General features: G+C 50.1%; 14 protein-coding genes. 11 read left to right on the plus strand and 3 right to left on the minus strand.

All coding sequences use genetic code 11. The annotated features are described in order from the left end of the window. Nucleotides 1-42: 42 nt before the first annotated feature. The 3 genes from nrdA to ubiG all read right to left on the minus strand — a co-directional run bounded on the left by nrdA (nt 43) and on the right by ubiG (nt 4,235). Nucleotides 43-2,331, minus strand: coding sequence for a class 1a ribonucleoside-diphosphate reductase subunit alpha (nrdA, locus tag ACQ66Q_RS03870; RefSeq protein WP_430455584.1), 2,289 nt, complete (start codon nt 2,329-2,331; stop codon nt 43-45). A gap of 477 nt (nt 2,332-2,808) precedes the next feature. Then, nucleotides 2,809-3,501, minus strand: a complete 693-nt coding sequence (locus tag ACQ66Q_RS03875; RefSeq protein WP_430455585.1) for an HAD family hydrolase — start codon at nt 3,499-3,501, stop codon at nt 2,809-2,811. Continuing rightward, nucleotides 3,495-4,235 carry a bifunctional 2-polyprenyl-6-hydroxyphenol methylase/3-demethylubiquinol 3-O-methyltransferase UbiG gene (gene ubiG / locus ACQ66Q_RS03880; RefSeq protein ID WP_430455586.1) on the minus strand — a complete coding sequence of 247 codons (741 nt, stop codon included), beginning with the start codon at nt 4,233-4,235 and terminating at the stop codon, nt 3,495-3,497. Before ubiG ends, ACQ66Q_RS03875 begins: the two co-directional genes overlap by 7 nt. A 201-nt stretch (nt 4,236-4,436) precedes the next feature. Here ubiG and gyrA point away from each other — a divergent pair, with 201 nt between their 5' ends. The 11 genes from gyrA to ACQ66Q_RS03935 all read left to right on the plus strand — a co-directional run bounded on the left by gyrA (nt 4,437) and on the right by ACQ66Q_RS03935 (nt 17,721). Beyond that, entirely contained in the window at nt 4,437-7,073 is a 2,637-nt protein-coding gene (gyrA, locus tag ACQ66Q_RS03885) for a DNA topoisomerase (ATP-hydrolyzing) subunit A (RefSeq protein ID WP_430455587.1), read from the plus strand. A gap of 287 nt (nt 7,074-7,360) precedes the next feature. Continuing rightward, nucleotides 7,361-8,443 carry a 3-phosphoserine/phosphohydroxythreonine transaminase gene (gene serC, locus ACQ66Q_RS03890; RefSeq protein ID WP_430455589.1) on the plus strand — a complete coding sequence of 361 codons (1,083 nt, stop codon included), beginning with the start codon at nt 7,361-7,363 and terminating at the stop codon, nt 8,441-8,443. Then, nucleotides 8,443-9,720: a 3-phosphoshikimate 1-carboxyvinyltransferase gene (gene aroA, locus ACQ66Q_RS03895; RefSeq protein WP_430455590.1), complete on the plus strand. Its 1,278-nt coding sequence runs from the start codon at nt 8,443-8,445 to the stop codon at nt 9,718-9,720. The genes serC and aroA overlap by 1 nt, the downstream gene beginning before the upstream one ends. Nucleotides 9,721-9,841: 121 nt before the next feature. After that, the gene (cmk, locus tag ACQ66Q_RS03900; protein ID WP_430455591.1) at nt 9,842-10,525 is read left to right on the plus strand and encodes a (d)CMP kinase; all 684 of its coding nucleotides are present in this window, start codon (nt 9,842-9,844) and stop codon (nt 10,523-10,525) included. A gap of 100 nt (nt 10,526-10,625) precedes the next feature. Then, complete coding sequence (gene rpsA, locus ACQ66Q_RS03905) at nt 10,626-12,299, plus strand: 30S ribosomal protein S1 (protein ID WP_377242732.1); 1,674 nt, start codon at nt 10,626-10,628, stop codon at nt 12,297-12,299. Between the two features lie 72 nt (nt 12,300-12,371). Then, entirely contained in the window at nt 12,372-12,656 is a 285-nt protein-coding gene (ihfB, locus tag ACQ66Q_RS03910) for an integration host factor subunit beta (protein ID WP_208931368.1), read from the plus strand. A gap of 44 nt (nt 12,657-12,700) precedes the next feature. After that, on the plus strand, nt 12,701-12,943 hold the full coding sequence (locus ACQ66Q_RS03915) for a lipopolysaccharide assembly protein LapA domain-containing protein (RefSeq protein ID WP_031564423.1): 243 nt from the start codon (nt 12,701-12,703) through the stop codon (nt 12,941-12,943). A gap of 4 nt (nt 12,944-12,947) precedes the next feature. Beyond that, nucleotides 12,948-14,078, plus strand: a complete 1,131-nt coding sequence (locus tag ACQ66Q_RS03920) for an N-acetylglucosaminyl transferase (protein WP_430455592.1) — start codon at nt 12,948-12,950, stop codon at nt 14,076-14,078. 33 nt (nt 14,079-14,111) lie between these two features. Continuing rightward, nucleotides 14,112-14,813 carry an orotidine-5'-phosphate decarboxylase gene (pyrF, locus tag ACQ66Q_RS03925; protein ID WP_430455593.1) on the plus strand — a complete coding sequence of 234 codons (702 nt, stop codon included), beginning with the start codon at nt 14,112-14,114 and terminating at the stop codon, nt 14,811-14,813. A 23-nt stretch (nt 14,814-14,836) separates the two neighbouring features. Further along, complete coding sequence (locus tag ACQ66Q_RS03930) at nt 14,837-16,555, plus strand: potassium/proton antiporter (protein ID WP_430455594.1); 1,719 nt, start codon at nt 14,837-14,839, stop codon at nt 16,553-16,555. A gap of 299 nt (nt 16,556-16,854) precedes the next feature. Continuing rightward, the gene (locus ACQ66Q_RS03935; RefSeq protein ID WP_430455595.1) at nt 16,855-17,721 is read left to right on the plus strand and encodes a hypothetical protein; all 867 of its coding nucleotides are present in this window, start codon (nt 16,855-16,857) and stop codon (nt 17,719-17,721) included. Nucleotides 17,722-17,808: the final 87 nt, after the last annotated feature.

Below are 17,808 nucleotides of genomic sequence, written 5' to 3' on the forward strand. Positions count from 1 at the left end.
AAAGGCGGAGCACCTGGCTCCGCTTTCATGGTCGATGTCACATCAGATCTTACAGGCGCCGCCGGCGCAACCGTCATCTTCCGCGGCAGCAGGTTTGATATCTTCCTGCACGTCAGATGCACCGTCACGGGTGTTATGGTAGTACATCGTCTTGACACCGAGTTTGTATGCGGTCAGTAAGTCTTTCAGCAACACCTTCATTGGCACCTTGCCACCATCGAATTTGGCCGGGTCGTAGTTCGTGTTGGCAGAAATGGTCTGATCGACGAATTTCTGCATAATCGCCACCAGGCTGATGTAACCGTCGTTGTTTGGCATATCCCACAACAACTCATATTGGTTTTTCAGTCGGTCGTATTCCGGCACTACCTGTTTCAGGATGCCGTCTTTACTGGCTTTAATACTGATATGGCCGCGAGGTGGTTCAATACCATTGGTCGCATTACTGATCTGCGAAGACGTTTCTGACGGCATCAGCGCTGACAAGGTTGAGTTCCGCAGGCCATGTTTTACCACGTCTTTGCGCAGTTGTTCCCAGTCCAGTTGCAATGGTTCGTTGCAGATTTTGTCCAGGTCTTTTTTGTAGGTATCAATTGGCATGATACCTTCGGAATAGGTAGTTTCATTGAACAGCGGGCAAGGACCAAATTCCTGTGCCAGTTTGTTCGATGCTTTCATCAGGTAATACTGAATGGCTTCGAAAGTGCGGTGTGTCAGCGCGTTGGCCGAACCGTCCGAGTACTTCACGCCGTTTTTCGCCAGATAATAGGCATAGTTGATCACACCAACACCCAAGGTGCGGCGATTCATCGACGCCTGGAATGCAGCTGGGATAGGGTAATCCTGATAGCCAAGCAGGCTATCCAGCGCGCGTACCGCCAGTTCCGCTAATTCTTCCAGCTCGCTTAAATCTTCGATGGCGCCAAGGTTAAACGCCGACAGCGTGCAGAGTGCGATTTCGCCGTTTGGATCGTTGACATCGTTTAATGGCTTCGTTGGCAGGGCGATTTCCAGACAGAGGTTGCTCTGACGTACCGGCGCGAACTTCGGATTAAACGGGCTGTGCGTATTACAGTGGTCAACGTTTTGCAGGTAAATCCGGCCGGTAGAGGCGCGTTCCTGCATAAACAGCGTGAACAATTCCAGTGCTTTCATCCGTTTTTTGCGGATAGAACTGTCGTTTTCATACTTCACGTACAGCTGTTCAAATACATCCTGATCTTCAAAGAATGCATCATACAAGCCTGGCACATCAGACGGGCTAAACAGCGTGATCATTTCGTCTTTAATCAGACGGTGGTACATCAGCCGGTTAAACTGCACACCGTAATCTAGATGGCGCACACGGTTTTCTTCGACACCGCGGTTGTTTTTCAGTACCAGCAAACTTTCCACTTCCAAATGCCACAGTGGGTAGAACAGCGTCGCTGCGCCACCACGGACACCGCCTTGTGAGCAGCTTTTTACCGCCGTCTGGAAGTGTTTATAAAACGGAATACAGCCCGTGTGGAAAGCTTCTCCATTACGGATTGGGCTGCCTAACGCACGGATCCGGCCGGCATTGATACCGATGCCGGCACGCTGGCTGACATACTTCACGATAGCGCTTGAAGTCGCGTTAATTGAATCCAGGCTGTCACCACACTCAATCAGTACGCAAGAGCTAAATTGGCGGGTTGGGGTACGTACGCCGGACATGATGGGCGTAGGTAATGAAATCTTGAATAAAGATACCGCATCGTAAAAGCGGCGCAGATAATCCAACCGGGTCGCCTTAGGATAATTGGCGAACAGACAAGCTGCGACCAGGATGTACAGGAACTGCGCACTTTCATAAATCTGGCCGGTGACGCGGTTTTGCACCAGATATTTACCTTCCAGCTGTTTCACTGCGGCGTAGCTGAAATGCATATCGCGATTGTGGTCAATGAAGCTGTCGATCTGATCGATTTCTTCTTTGGTATAATCCGACAGGATGTGCGCGTCATAGCGATGGCTTTCTACCATCTGCACGACATGATCATACAGTTTTGGTGGTTCAAACTGACCGTAGGCTTTTTTCCGTAAATGGAATACCGCAAGACGGGCAGCCATATATTGATAATCCGGCGTTTCCTTCGAGATCAGATCGGCAGCGGCTTTGATAATGGTCTCGTGGATGTCCGCCGTTTTGATGCCATCATAAAACTGAATGTGAGATTTCAGTTCAACCTGAGAAACCGACACGTTTTGCAGACCTTCTGCCGCCCAATCTATTACGCGGTGAATTTTATCCAGGTCCAGAGGCTCGCGGGTACCGTCTCTTTTGGTTACGTATAATGGCTGATTCATTGCGAAAGAGTTCCGTCTTAGTTGTAGTTTTTTAGGGTTGTCGCTGACTGTTGTCAGACTGCCTGCCCGCAAGATAAGGGCTGTCCGGGTCAATAGATGACGAATAAACCGGAAGCACTAGATATAGGGCTAAAAGCATAACGAATCACAAGATAAGGTGGATCAAATTCGAATGCAACCCTAAAAATTTTGCAAAAACAGGCTTGATTTTCGCTATGTAAGGAGTCACTAACTTGTCAGCTTCGAGCCTTTGAACGGATCGCAGGAAGCAAGCGATAGCAGCGAAAAAAATAGAATTAAATTGATTGGTTAAAAAGTAAAATGCACTGTTTTAAAAACACACAAAACTCGGCTGGACGTCCGCCGGAAAGTTGTACAGCATGGTTATTTTTCAGCGAAGTCAGGCAGGCATCAGCAAGCTACAGGCAGAAAAAAACCGTCAGATTGACGGTTTGTCTGCTGGTTTGACACATCGCATCAGCGCGCTGCCAGAAAGGCCTCAAGCATCATTAAATGTTGGACCCGACAATCAGCGCCCCACAATTCAGGTGTATCGGACTCGGAGATAAAACCATAGTCAGCAATGATTGACGTCATGCCGGCCCGGTTTGCAGCCTCAATATCGCGTTCTGCATCGCCAATGTACCAACAATCTGCAGCGGCAACGCCCATCTTATGCGCAGCGACCCATAACGGCACCGGACTTGGTTTACGCTGATGCAGGCTGTCACCGCCAAGCAGAATCTGGCAATCTTCCATGCCACTCATCTGTCTGAGCATTGCAGCCGCCAGCTTGTAGGGTTTGTTTGTCACGATGCCCCAGCGGATATTTTGCGCTTTTAATAGCGGCAGGAATTCTGCAGCGCCACCAAATAACTGACTGTGCACCGTCAGATGTTGCTGATAATAATCCAGCAATTCATTTCGCAGCAGCGTAAAAGGGTACTCTTTCAGTGCAGCGCCAAAGCCGAGTTCCAATAATCCTTTGGCGCCATGCGAAGCCATCGGCCGATACAAATCTGCGGCAATCGCCGGCAGGCCATGCTTGACCAAGACAAAATTCAGCGCAGCGCCTAAGTCATCAGCGGTGTCGACCAAGGTACCGTCAAGATCAAACAGCACTGCTTTGGGCGGGCACAGAGGTGCACCGGTTGTCGTCGAGATCAGCATGGCTTTTTGGCTACCACAAAATAATTTACATCGACGCCAGCACCGAGGCGGAAACTCTCGTTCAACGGGTTGTAATGCAAACCGATGCAGTCGACCAGTTCCAAACCTGCGTCTTCGATAAAACGCATTAACTGTGACGGACGAATGAATTTGGTAAAGTCGTGCGTGCCTTTAGGTACCAGCTTTAACAGATGTTCTGCGCCGACAATGGCAAACAAATAACTTTTAGCCGTTTTATTCAAAGTGGAGAACACCAATGTAGCGCCAGGCGCGGCTAAATCGGCGCAGGCCTGCACCACAGACGCAGGTTGCGGCACGTGCTCGAGCATTTCCATACAAGTGACCAATTCAAACCGGGCCGGGTGGGCAGCGGCAAATTGTTCGGCTGTGCTTTGCTGATAAGTCACGTTCACCGCGGATTCCAGCGCATGCAGCTTCGCCACCGCCAAAGATTCCGGCGCCATATCAATGCCCGTCACCACAGCGCCGGCCTTGGCCATACTCTCAGCCAGAATGCCGCCGCCACAGCCGACGTCAACGGCCACTTTGCCGTGCAGCCCCTGGACCAGATCGCTGATATAGCTGAGCCGGGTCGGATTCAGTTGGTGTAATGGCTTAAACTCGCCGGCCGGGTCCCACCAGCGCGACGCCAGTTCGTTGAATTTATTGATTTCTGCCTGGTCGACATTTACCGGCGGATTGGTTGCTGGCATGGTGCTGATGAACTCAGTCATAGTGATGTCCGGAAAAAATTTGCGGCCATTATAAAGGCTTAGTCTGAACACGCAATGCGATGGCGGGTGAGACTGTTAAAAGTAGCCACAGTTGATCATGGCATCATGGCGCCGTTGTGTTAGAATCCTCGGTTCGTGGTTTGCCGAGATAACAACTACACGCAAGCCAACTCACTGATTTTAAGGGATATAACGCTTTTTATGACAAATCTGGCCAAAGAAATTGTTCCCATCAATATCGAAGAAGAATTAAAGAACTCTTATCTGGATTACGCGATGAGCGTGATCGTCGGCCGGGCGTTGCCGGATGTGCGCGATGGTTTAAAGCCAGTGCACCGCCGTGTTTTGTTCGCGATGAAAGAACTCGGCAACGAATGGAACCGCGCCTATAAGAAGTCAGCCCGTGTGGTCGGTGACGTGATCGGTAAGTATCACCCACACGGTGATACCGCGGTTTACGACACCATAGTCCGGATGGCACAGCCATTTTCACTGCGCTATATGCTCGTGGATGGTCAGGGCAACTTCGGCTCCGTCGACGGCGACTCCGCAGCAGCCATGCGTTACACCGAAGTGCGGATGGCAAAAATCACCACCGAATTGCTGGCTGATTTAGACAAAGAAACCGTTGATTTTGTACCGAACTATGACGGTACCGAAATGATCCCGGCGGTGTTACCGACCAAAATTCCAAATTTACTGATCAACGGCTCCAGCGGTATCGCAGTCGGTATGGCGACCAATATTCCGCCACACAATATCAGTGAAGTCATCAATGCTTGCTTGGCCATTATTGCCAATCCGGACATTACCATTCCAGAGCTGATGGAATATATTCCGGGCCCGGATTTCCCGACTGCCGCTATTATCAACGGTCGCCGTGGCATTGAAGAAGCCTATCGCACCGGCCGTGGCAAAGTGTATATCCGCGCCAAAACCCATATCGAAACTGACGATAAGACCGGTCGCGAAACCATTATCGTTGATGAAATTCCTTACCAGGTTAACAAAGCACGTCTGATCGAAAAAATCGCCGAGTTAGTCAAAGAAAAACGCATCGAAGGCATTTCAGCGCTGCGCGATGAGTCTGACAAAGACGGCATGCGTATCGTCATTGAACTCAAGCGCGGTGAATCTTCCGACGTCATGCTGAACCATTTGTACACGCAAACGCAGATGCAAACTGTGTTTGGTATCAACATGGTGGCATTGGATCAGGGCCAGCCGAAGTTGTTGGGCCTGAAGCAAATTCTGGAATGTTTTGTCCTGCACCGTCGCGAAGTCGTTACACGCCGCACCGTATACGACCTGAAAAAAGCCCGCGACCGTGCGCATATTTTAGAAGGTCTGGCGATTGCACTGACCAATATCGATGAAATTATCGAGCTGATTAAAACTTCTGCCAGCCCGTCAGAAGCCAAATCCGGCTTGGTTGCGCGCGGCTGGAAACTCGGCAATGTGCAAGAAATGCTGGAGCGGGCCGGTGAAAGTGCCGCACGGCCGGAATGGCTGGAAGCGCATTTTGGCATCCGCGAAGGTTATTACTACCTGACTGAGCAGCAGGCTCAGGCGATCCTCGACCTGCGTCTGCACAAACTGACCGGTCTTGAACATGAAAAGATCCTCGGTGAATACAAAGAGCTGTTGGATTTAATCGCTGAATTACTGCATATCCTCGCGAGTTCGACCCGGTTGATGGAAGTTATTTGTGAAGAATTAGAAGCGGCGAAAGCGCAATATGGCGACGCGCGGCGTACTGAGATCCAGGACAATGCACTGGATATCAATATGGAAGATTTGATCGCCGAAGAAGACGTTGTGGTGACCTTGTCACACCTCGGTTATGCCAAATATCAGGCATTGACCGACTATGAAGCACAACGTCGTGGTGGCCGTGGTAAAGCGGCTACCACAGTCAAAGATGAAGACTTTGTCGATCAGTTACTGGTGGCCAGTACGCACGATACCATTTTGTGCTTCTCTGATCGCGGCCGCTTGTATTGGCTCAAGGTTTACCAGCTGCCACTGGCGTCGCGTCAGGCCCGCGGCAAACCTATTGTGAACCTGTTACCACTGGAAGAAAACGAGCGCATCACTGCCATTCTGCCAGTACGTGAATATGAAGAAGGCAAGTTTGTCTTTATGGCGACCGCCAACGGTACCGTGAAGAAAACTGCGCTGACCGAATACTCGCGTCCTCGTTCCAACGGCATCATCGCGGTTAACCTGAACGAAGGCGATCAGCTGATTGGCGTCGATATCACCGACGGCAGCAGCGAAATCATGTTGTTCTCGGATGACGGTAAAGTAGTACGCTTCACTGAAGATCAAGTCCGCCCGATGGGCCGTGGCGCCACCGGCGTACGCGGTATCAAACTGCGCGAAAACGGTTCTGTTGTGTCCTTGATCGTACCGAAGTCAGATGGCGCTATCCTGACCGTCACTGAAAATGGCTACGGCAAACGGACTGGCCTTGCTGAGTACCCGGCGAAGAGCCGCGCAACGCAGGGCGTCGTGTCAATCAAAGTATCAGAGCGTAACGGTCTGGTCGTCGGCGCAGTGCAGGTTAATGCGCTGGACGAAATCATGCTGATTTCGAACAAAGGCACACTGGTTCGTACCCGGGTCAAAGAAGTATCACAAGTCGGTCGGAATACCGCCGGTGTTATCCTGATCCGGACTCAGGAAAACGAGAAGGTCGTTGGTGTTCAACGCATCGACGAGATCCAGGACGCCGAGGAAATCGCTGCAGCAGAAGCGGAAGTGCAGCAACTGGACGCCCAGAACCGGGTGGACATTGAGGTTGAGGCAGACGAAGCCGACGACTCGGAAGAGTAAGATGAACAAGGCACCTTCGGGTGCCTTTTTATTTATCTGCATTGATGAAATCTACTTCGTGCCGTTGTCCTGTTCCGACTGAACTGCAATTTTCCAGCACTTTAGCGGCAAGTTCGGGTTTATGCGGGGCAAAAAATACGGTACAGTGGATCTGAAAATTGAGCCATCCAGATGGCGAAAATAGCGTCAGTACCGGTACTTTGATAACAATAAAACCGCCATATTCTGCCGCAAGGTCCCAAGCCGCTTTAATCCGCGAATTTTATTTTTGACGCAATGAGGTAAAAATGACGACCTATAACTTTTGTGCTGGCCCGGCGATGTTACCGGTGGAAGTGATGCTGCAAGCACAGGAAGAGCTGATCAACTGGCATGGCCGGGGTTGTTCCATTATGGAAATGAGCCATCGTGGCAAAGACTTTATCAAAGTTGCAGCGCAAGCGGAGCAGGACCTGCGCGATTTATTGCAAGTGCCGGCCAATTATAAAGTACTGTTTATGCATGGTGGCGGGCGCGGCCAGTTTTCGGCAGTGCCACTGAACCTGCTCAAAGCTGGTCACAGTGCAGACTATATCGTCTCTGGCGCCTGGTCCAAAGCTGCGGCCGAAGAAGCACATAAATTCGGCACCATTGCAGTACAGGGTATTACCCAAAAAACTGACGATGGCTTGCGCAGTCTCAAAGCCGCGGCTGACTGGCATCTTGATCCGAAATCAGCTTTCGTCCATTTTTGCCCGAATGAAACAGTCGATGGCCTTGAATTTACCGATCTGCCAAACACACCAGCGCCGTTAGTGGCGGATCTGTCCTCAACTATTTTATCCCGTCCAATTGATGTCAGCCGTTACGGTTTGATTTACGCTGGAGCGCAGAAGAATATCGGTCCGTCAGGCTTAACGCTGGTGCTGGTGCGCGAAGATCTGTTGCCCGCAGCTGGCGCGACTATTCCAGCGATTCTGGATTACCGTCTGGCCGCTGAAAACGACTCGATGTTTAACACACCACCGACTTATGCCTGGTATCTGGCTGGCCTCGTATTCCAATGGCTGAAACGTCAGGGTGGCGTCGAGGCGATGGGGAAACTGAATCAGTTAAAGGCCCAGACACTTTACAACTACGTCGACCAAAGCGATTTTTACCGCAATGACGTGGATACGCGTTACCGCTCCTGGATGAATGTGCCATTTTTATTGGCCGATGAGCGCTTAAATGACAAGTTTGTCGCTGACGCCGAAGCCCATGGCTTATTGGCATTAAAAGGCCACCGTATGGTCGGTGGCATGCGCGCCAGCCTGTACAATGCCATGCCGCTGGAGGGTGTACAGACACTGGTCACGTTCATGCGTGAATTTGAGCGGGTACACGGCTAATGAAGACGTTAACGCTGAATAAAATCAACGGTGTTCAAGGCACCGTGCACTTGCCTGGGTCAAAAAGCATTTCGAACCGGGTGTTGTTGCTGGCTGCGCTGGCGCAAGGCGAAACCCGCATCAGTAATCTGCTGCACAGCGATGACATCGAGCACATGCTCAATGCACTGACTGCGCTTGGCGTTTCATATCAACTGTCGGACTGTAAAAGCCAGTGCGTGGTGCAAGGCCTCGGTGGCCTGTTTCAACACCCTGAACCGCTTGAGCTGTTTCTTGGTAATGCCGGCACGGCAATGCGGCCGTTAACTGCTGCGCTCGCGGCGTCCAATGTTGATGTAACGCTTACCGGCGAACCACGGATGTACGAGCGGCCAATTGGTCATTTAGTTGATGCGCTGCGCCAGCTCGGCGCCGATATTGATTATCTGCAACAGGATGGTTTTCCGCCGCTGCATATCCGCGGCAAGGCGCTGCAAGCCGGACGGATCAGCATCGACGGCAGCATCTCCAGTCAGTTTTTGACGGCAGTGCTGATGATTGCACCTTTATTACCGGCGGACAGCGAAATCGATATTGTCGGTGATTTGGTCTCCAAACCATACATTGATATCACGTTGGCGCTGATGAGCCGTTTTGGCGTATCAGTCGACAACCAGCAATATCAGAAATTTATTATCCGCGGTCAGCAACAATATCAGTCACCTGGCCATTGGCTGGTTGAAGGTGATGCGTCGTCCGCCAGTTATTTCCTTGCTGCCGCGGCGATCGGTGGCAGCATTAAAGTGACAGGCATTGGCAAACATGCAGTCCAGGGCGATATTCGTTTTGCTGATGCGCTCGAGGCGATGGGCGCGACAGTCGAATGGGGCGATGACTACATTTCGGTTACGCGGAACCAGTTAAATGGTATTGACCGTGACTACAATGCGATCCCGGACGCCGCGATGACCATTGCGACGACAGCTTTGTTTGCTCAAGGCCCGACGCTGATCCGCAATGTCTACAACTGGCGGGTGAAAGAAACAGACCGTCTGCACGCGATGGCGACCGAATTACGCAAAGTGGGAGCTGAGGTCGAAGAAGGCGACGATTACATCAAAGTGACGCCGCCGGCAGTGATCAAACACGCCAGTATCGCCACCTATAACGACCACCGGATGGCGATGTGTTTCTCCATGTTAGCCTTTGCTGATTGCGGGGTGACTATTGAAGATCCAGATTGCACGCGCAAAACATTTCCACAGTATTTTGAAGTGTTTAGCAGCTTAGCTACCTAAAACGCGTAACCAATTTACAGTGACGCTAAGGCGCGGTTTTTCTTAGAGAAACCGCGCTTTTTTTAACATTTGTCTGTATAATGCCGGCCTTTAGTGGTTTAACCAGTTAACTGGAGGCAGTATGCAGAATATCCCGGTCATTACGATTGACGGCCCTGGCGGTTCCGGTAAAGGAACTATTTGCCGTCTGGTCGCGCAAAAACTGGGCTGGCATCTGCTCGACAGCGGCGCGATATATCGCGTATTGGCCTTGGCAGCTATTCACCACGATATCGCCGAGGATGACGAAGAAGCCCTGCAACCACTGGCAGCACATCTCGATGTTCAATTCACTTCCGATGACCAGGGTAATGTCCGGATCATGCTCGAAGGTGAAAACGTTTCTCATACTATCCGCACTGAAGAAGTTGGCTCTGTCGCTTCGAAAATTGCCTCGTTACCACGAGTACGTGAGGCGTTGTTACGCCGTCAGCGGGCCTTCCGTGAAGCTCCGGGCCTGGTCGCTGATGGCCGCGATATGGGCACTGTGGTTTTCCCTGGTGCTGAAGTAAAAATCTTCCTGACGGCCGCCGCCGAAGAGCGCGCCAGACGGCGTTATTTAGAGTTGAAACAAAAGGGCCATGATGTTAACATCGGCGACCTTTTGAGCGAAATTCAGGCAAGGGATGAGCGCGATATGAATCGTGCTGTGGCGCCGCTGAAACCGGCCGCTGATGCATACCTGCTTGATTCGACCAATAAAACCATTGAACAAGTGTTGACAGAAGTCCTGAGCTTCACGAAGAAGCAACTGAACCAGGCCTGACAGTACTTTGGACAGCCGCAGACATGGATGCCTCGCGGTAAATTAAGCAACCCCACCCAATACGGATCTAAGGTGGAGCAACTAACCGAAACAGTGAAAAATGACTGAAAATTTTGCACAATTATTTGAGGAAAGCCTCAAGACTATCGAAACTCGCCCAGGTTCAATCGTTAAGGGCACCATCGTAGCAATCCATAAAGACGTAGTACTGGTTGACGCCGGTCTGAAATCTGAAGCTGCGATCCCGGTTGAACAATTCAAAAACCTGGCTGGCGAGATTGAAGTGAACGTTGGTGACATCATCGACGTAGCTCTGGATGCAGTTGAAGATGGTTTCGGTGAGACATTACTGTCTCGCGAAAAAGCCAAACGCCACGAATCTTGGGTACGCCTGGAAAAAGCTTGCGAAGATAAAGTTACCGTTATCGGTGTTATCACTGGCAAAGTTAAAGGCGGTTTCACTGTCGAAGTTGACGGTATCCGTGCATTCCTGCCTGGTTCATTAGTCGATGTCCGTCCAGTACGTGACACGCTGCACTTAGAACACAAAGAACTTGAGTTCAAAGTTATCAAATTAGATCAGAAGCGTAACAACGTAGTGGTTTCTCGCCGCGCTGTTATCGAATCTGAGAGCTCAGCTGAGCGCGATACTCTGCTGCAAAACCTGGAAGAAGGCATGGAAGTCAAAGGTATCGTTAAGAACCTGACTGACTACGGTGCATTCGTTGACCTGGGTGGCGTAGACGGCTTACTGCACATCACTGACATGGCTTGGAAACGCGTTAAGCACCCAAGCGAAATCGTCAATGTTGGCGACGAGATCCCTGTAAAAGTTCTGAAGTTCGACCGCGAGAAGCAACGTGTTTCTCTGGGTCTGAAACAGATGGGCGAAGATCCATGGGCAGCTATCGCTTCTCGTTACCCAGAAGGTGCTCGCATCACTGGTCGCGTAACCAACCTGACAGATTACGGCTGCTTCGTTGAAATCGAAGAAGGCGTTGAAGGTCTGGTACACGTTTCAGAAATGGACTGGACCAACAAAAACATCCACCCATCTAAAGTTGTTAACTTAGGTGATTCAGTGGAAGTTATGGTTCTGGAAATCGACGAAGAACGTCGTCGTATTTCTTTAGGCCTGAAACAGTGCAAAGCTAACCCATGGGAAGAGTTTGCTAAAGGCTTCAACAAAGGTGACCGCGTTTCCGGTAAGATCAAGTCAATCACTGACTTCGGTATCTTCATCGGTCTGGACGGCGGCATCGACGGCCTGGTTCACCTGTCAGACATCAGCTGGAATTCAACTGGCGAAGACGCCGTACGTGAATTCAAGAAAGGCGACGAAGTGTCTGCCGTTGTTCTGCAAGTTGACCCAGAGCGCGAGCGTATCTCTTTAGGCATCAAGCAATTAGACGAAGACCCGTTCAACGGCTATCTTGCTGATAACAAAAAAGGTGCTATCGTTAAAGGCGCAGTAACTGCAGTTGACGCGAAAGGCGCAACAGTATTACTGGAAGGCGGCGTAGAAGGTTATGTTCGCGTTTCTGATATCGCTCGTGAGCGTATCGAAGATGCAACTACTGCGCTGAAAGTCGGTGAAGAAGTTGAAGCTCGCCTGATGGGTGTTGACCGCAAAAACCGCGTGATCAGCCTGTCAATCAAAGCCAAGTTCGAAGCTGAAGAGAAAGAAGCGTTAGAATCTATCAAGCAGGATGATACTGCTTTTGGTGGTAACGCAATGGCTGAAGCATTCAAAGCAGCTCAGAAATCTGAGTAATTGATGCCAGTCGGTCGGCTGGGGCATTAGCCTCAGCCGGCATTTTCCAGCAACTGTGTAAGCGGAGTCCTTATGACCAAATCTGAGTTGATCGAAAAGTTGGCCACTGATTTTCCTCACATCCAGGTAAAAGACGTTGAGTCTGCTGTGAAAGAAATCCTGGAACAGATGGCAGGTTCGCTAGCTGTCAACGAACGGATTGAAATCAGAGGTTTCGGTAGTTTCTCGCTGCACTACAGAGCTCCACGGGTAGGTCGCAATCCTAAAACTGGCGACAAAGTAGAACTTGACGGTAAATACGTCCCGCATTTTAAACCAGGTAAAGAATTACGCGACCGCGTGAAAGAAAATACCTGAGTCATGTCCGCGCTGATACAGCGACGGTGCTAACGGAGCAGAGTTTGAGAAAGCTGATTTTTTTCCTGTGTTTTTCTGTGCTCATCCTGATTGGACTGTTTTTCGGTTCAATCAACCAGCAAGTCGCTGAATTAAATTATTTTATTGCCAAAGCTGAGCTGCGGGTTGTCGATATTGCCCTGTTATTTTTGCTGCTCGGCTTTGCCATTGGTTTGAGTCTGTCACTGACTATTCTGGTGAAATTGCGTACCAAACGCTGGATTAACCGGGCCATGAGCAAGACCTGAACCTATGCTTGAACTGCTATTTCTGTTGTTGCCTGTTGCCGCCGCTTATGGCTGGTTTTTTGGCCGCAACAGTCTGCGGCAGGAAGAGCTGAAGAACAAAGCCAACGTCGCGAAAAACCTGTCCTCCGGGTTAAATTTCCTGCTGACCGATCAAGAAGACAAAGCCATCGAACAGCTGTTGCAGCTGCTTGATATTGAAGCCGCGACTATTGATACCTACCTGGCCCTTGCCAATTTATTCCGGCGCAAAGGGGACTGGGACAAAGCCATCCGTATTCATGAAAAACTGCACCAGCTGAAGCTACCCAAAGTACAGGCGCAGCAGATCCAACTGGAACTGGCAAAAGACTATTTCTCTGCCGGTTTGTATGACCGTGCCGAGAGTCTGTTGCGTAAACTGGTCGATAGCGATCCGCTGCAGGAAACCGCCTTAAAACAATTGTTTGCCATTTTTGTTGTGACGCACGATTGGCATAAAGCTGTAGAATTCGCGCCACAGGTCGACAAGACTGATTCACGCTCGCTGCGCATCGCGTTGGCCAATATGCGCTGTGAAGATCAGAAAAAGCCGATGGATGTGATGGCACTGCGGATCCTGTCGCAAAAATATCCACAGGCGATCCGACCACGGCTGCAGTTGGCACGAATGCTACTGGCTGAACAGTCACTGGCCGACGCCGCCGTCGCTTTTAAATCAGTGTTGACACAAAAACCGCAATGGGCCGCTGATATTCTGCCGGAATTGCAACGCTGCCAGCTGCCGGAAGACGAATGGTATCCGCTGCTGAGCCAGTTAGTGCATAAAAACAAAAACATCACCGCAACGATGTTTCTGTGTGACTGGCTGGTGCAAACCGGCTCACCGGCAGCCGGCGAGCAACTGCTGCTGGAAAAACTGCAGCAGCAACCAAACATCCGCTTATTCCAGCGTTTGCTGCAAATCCGGCAGCTGAACCAGCCGGCGCAGATGGAAGCACTGCAGGCCATCGACGGCCTGGTGCGCGCCTACCTTGATACCAAAATCCTGTATAGCTGCCGGAATTGCGGTTTTAAAACCCGGCAACAATACTGGTTATGTCCGTCCTGCCAGCAGTGGGAGACGGTTGAACCCTTAAGCGGCATTGACGGCCGCTGATCCTGTCCCTTTAAGTTTTTTGGAAATGTCGTTATGCAATTAAGCCCTGTCGTGGTTGCGCTGGATTATGAAGATCAGCGCGCAGCATTGAATCTGGTCAGCCAGCTGGATCCGGCGTTATGCCGATTAAAAGTCGGCAAAGAAATGTTCAGCCATTTCGGCCCCGATTTTGTGCGTGAGCTGCAACAACGCCATTTTGATGTATTCCTCGATTTAAAATTCCATGATATTCCAAACACAGTCGCCAAAGCCGTCAAAGCCGCCGCTGATCTGGGCGTTTGGATGGTGAATGTGCACGCCAGTGGCGGTAGCCGGATGATGATAGCCGCTCGCGAAGCACTGCAAAGCTTTGGCGCTGAAAAGCCACTGCTGATTGCTGTGACCGTGTTGACGTCGATGGAGCAGGCTGATTTACTCGAACTGGGCATTACACTGACGCCCGAACAGCAAGTGTTGAAACTAGCAGCGCTGACACATCAATCCGGTCTCGATGGTGTGGTGTGTTCGGCCCATGAAGCCCGCGCGCTGAAACAGCAGTTTGGTCAGGCGTTTCAGTTAGTCACCCCTGGGATCCGGCCAGCATTTGCTGGAGCTGATGATCAAAAACGTGTGATGACGCCGGCGCAAGCCGTTGCAGCTGGCGTGGATTACATGGTGATTGGTCGCCCAATCACCAAAGCAGCAGATCCACTGGCCGCCTTACAGGCGATTTATCAGGAATTAAACGCGGTTTAAACCGCCCGCAAAAGGACGTTTTATTGGATGCAGTCAACCTCAACATTCTGATCGCCGGTGCGCTGTTCACGGTCAGTATCATTGCAACATTAATCTCGGCGCGCTTCGGGGCGCCTTTGTTGCTGATCTTTCTTGTAATGGGCATGCTGGCTGGTGAAGACGGGGTGTTGGGTATCCAGTTTGCGGACCCTGACTTAGCGCTGCTGATTGGTTCGGTTGCGCTGGTCATTATCTTATTCGACGGCGGGATGCGCACGCATCCGGACCGGGTCAAAGTAGTGCTAGCACCGTCAGCGGTGCTGGCGACTGTCGGCGTGTTAATTACCTGTCTGATCCTCGGTTTAACTGCGATGTGGTTGTTCAAGCTGACTTTGCTTGAAGGCTTGCTGCTTGGCGCTATTTTAAGTTCAACCGATGCCGCAGCAGTATTTTCAATTTTTCAGTCAGCCGGGCTCAATATCAAAGAACGGGTGGCATCGACGCTGGAAATAGAGTCGGGCAGTAACGACCCGATGGCGGTGATGCTGACGTTCACACTGGTCAGTGTGGTCGCTGGCGAATCGCAGCTTGGCTGGAGCACATTGCTGGTATTTATCCAACAGGCCTCCGTTGGCGCCATATTTGGCTGGCTGGGCGGCAGGGGGCTTATTTGGTTTTGCCGCAAGTTACCATTAAGCCCGGCATTTTTCCCGTTGTTTGCTATCTCGTACGCGTTACTGGTGTATGGACTAACTAACCAGGTTGGTGGCAGCGGTTTTCTTGCGGTCTATCTGGCGGGTTTCCTGGTCGGCAATGCCAGGCTGGCGCCAGTACAACACATCCTGCGGTTACAGGATGGTTTGGCCTGGCTCAGCCAAATCGTCATGTTCCTGATGCTTGGTCTACTTGTTACGCCAAGTAAATTGCTGGAATATCTGGTGCCGGCACTCCTGTTAGCCGTCGTGATGATTTTTGTCGCGCGACCACTGGCTGTGGTGTTGAGCCTGCTGCCGTTTCGTTTTCCCAAACGTGACCAGATTTTTATTAGCTGGGTCGGGCTGCGTGGTGCTGTGCCGATTATTCTGGCCTTGATCCCCTGGCTTGCCGGTGTCCCCAATAAAGATTTGTACTTTAACGTCGCGTTTTTCGTCGTCATTGTTTCGCTGTTAATTCAGGGCTGGTCGATCGCACCGGTTGCGCGCTTGTTGCGGCTGGAAGTACCAAAAGAGCCAGGACCTGATTATGTGATGCCACTAGAGGTGGTGCAAAGTAACGACGTGTTGCAGGTGCTGGCGTATCAGGTCAACGCCGATTCGCCGGTGCTCGATACCGACTGGACGATGTTACCAGTACCTTCATCCGCACAGTTTTTGGGCCTGGTGCGCAATGGCGAGTGGATCCAATGTCTCAACTGTACACGCTTTAAAGCCAACGACACCTTGATGGTCATGGCCAAAGCGGCAGACAGCGCTGTGATCAGCGAAGTGTTATCCAGTTACGCTGCAGCAGCCAGCCAAAGCAAACAAGATTTCTTCGGTGAATTCGTGCTCAATGGTCAAATCACTTTGGCCGATTTGGGGGCTTTCTACACGATAGAATTCGGTGAATTAGATCCGTCGCAAACCATTTCAGATTACATTAGTAACCGGTTTTTCCGCCGCGTCGTGGTTGGCGACGACGTCCAGCTCGACCAATTAATCCTGACTGTCCGCCAAATCGACGAACAAGACCGTATTCTACAGGTTGGTATCAAACCGGCTTGATGGTATTTTCAGGTTTAAAGCTGCATTTTAAAGCTTGTTTGTAACATTTGCTCATCGAAAAACAACGCACCAGAAATGTCCCATAATGAAAACATTAATCTAAATATCATACACTTAAAAAAGGCCCGTTTACAAAATCGGGCCTTTCTGTTTTTATAGGATTCTGTTAACAATCGTTCCAAAATGGAACAAGCTCCGGCTATTACTGTGCCGGACCTGCCACTGATAGCTCTTATCTGTTGGCTTGTAGAAAACTAGAATAAATACTCGGCTCTGATGTGAATAAGGACATAGATGGCATGGCAGTAAAAAAAGTAGTAAAAGAACAGACTTCAGAGGATGTCACGAAGCCAAAAAAATGTTTTGTAATTATGCCTATCGCTGACATGCATGGTTATGAACCCAACCATTTCACACGGGTATACAAACACCTAATAAAACCTGCTCTGGTATCACGCGGCTTTGAAGTTGAACGAGCTGATGACCATTTGGAGTCTGACTATATAGTAATCGGAATTGTCCAAAAAATAATTGAATCGGATTTAGTTTTGTGTGACTTGAGCGGGCGAAACCCAAATGTTATGTATGAACTTGGAATTCGCCATGCATTTGATAAACCCGTTGTTTTGATAAAGGATAAATTGACAGAAAGAGTTTTTGATATTCAAGGACTTAGGTGCTTTGATTACGATGGAAGTCTACGTATAGATTCAGTAGAACATGACATTGAAAAGATCGCAAACTCTTTAGAAGAGACCTTTTCTGCGACAGGAACTAGTATTAATTCAATAGTGGCTCTTGCTCAGGTTCACGCACCTAGCATCCCTACGAAGACGGAAGTTAGCGCAGAGACACAAGTTATTCTTAATGCTGTATCAAATATAGCTAACAGATTGAATAATCTTGAATATTCACGACAAAAACGGAGCCACTTAGCCTTCAGCACAGCACAGAACGAAGTACTTTTCAGTGATACGACGAAATCTAAGCTTGGTGACGATGTTTTTAGGAAATCCGATTTTAGTTCCGTGGGCACCCTTGTTGCTATCTATCATGCTGGACTACGGGGCATACCAACAATAGTAGTAAAAGATGAGCACGGAAAAGAATCAACGTTTAGTGCTGGAGACAACGACTCGTTTGACCTGACAGGGTTGCAGTTTTAAGTGTTGCAATATAGTAAATTGCGTGGGCATTTCAAATTTGCTGGTCGGATTTCGTGCTTAAGAGGACGTATCATTATCTTCTAAATT

The organism is Rheinheimera sp. (assembly GCF_965283995.1).
In the GTDB taxonomy this organism is placed as follows: Bacteria; Pseudomonadota; Gammaproteobacteria; order Enterobacterales; family Alteromonadaceae; genus Pararheinheimera.

What these genes read in the sequence shown, in the direction of transcription:
- nrdA (WP_430455584.1), bottom strand. Translation starts at nt 2,331, where the DNA reads ATGAATCAGCCATTATACGTAACCAAAAGAGACGGTACCCGCGAGCCT.
- ACQ66Q_RS03875 (WP_430455585.1), bottom strand. Translation starts at nt 3,501, where the DNA reads ATGCTGATCTCGACGACAACCGGTGCACCTCTGTGCCCGCCCAAAGCA.
- ubiG (WP_430455586.1), bottom strand. Translation starts at nt 4,235, where the DNA reads ATGACTGAGTTCATCAGCACCATGCCAGCAACCAATCCGCCGGTAAAT.
- gyrA (WP_430455587.1), top strand. Translation starts at nt 4,437, where the DNA reads ATGACAAATCTGGCCAAAGAAATTGTTCCCATCAATATCGAAGAAGAA.
- serC (WP_430455589.1), top strand. Translation starts at nt 7,361, where the DNA reads ATGACGACCTATAACTTTTGTGCTGGCCCGGCGATGTTACCGGTGGAA.
- aroA (WP_430455590.1), top strand. Translation starts at nt 8,443, where the DNA reads ATGAAGACGTTAACGCTGAATAAAATCAACGGTGTTCAAGGCACCGTG.
- cmk (WP_430455591.1), top strand. Translation starts at nt 9,842, where the DNA reads ATGCAGAATATCCCGGTCATTACGATTGACGGCCCTGGCGGTTCCGGT.
- rpsA (WP_377242732.1), top strand. Translation starts at nt 10,626, where the DNA reads ATGACTGAAAATTTTGCACAATTATTTGAGGAAAGCCTCAAGACTATC.
- ihfB (WP_208931368.1), top strand. Translation starts at nt 12,372, where the DNA reads ATGACCAAATCTGAGTTGATCGAAAAGTTGGCCACTGATTTTCCTCAC.
- ACQ66Q_RS03920 (WP_430455592.1), top strand. Translation starts at nt 12,948, where the DNA reads ATGCTTGAACTGCTATTTCTGTTGTTGCCTGTTGCCGCCGCTTATGGC.
- pyrF (WP_430455593.1), top strand. Translation starts at nt 14,112, where the DNA reads ATGCAATTAAGCCCTGTCGTGGTTGCGCTGGATTATGAAGATCAGCGC.
- ACQ66Q_RS03935 (WP_430455595.1), top strand. Translation starts at nt 16,855, where the DNA reads ATGGCAGTAAAAAAAGTAGTAAAAGAACAGACTTCAGAGGATGTCACG.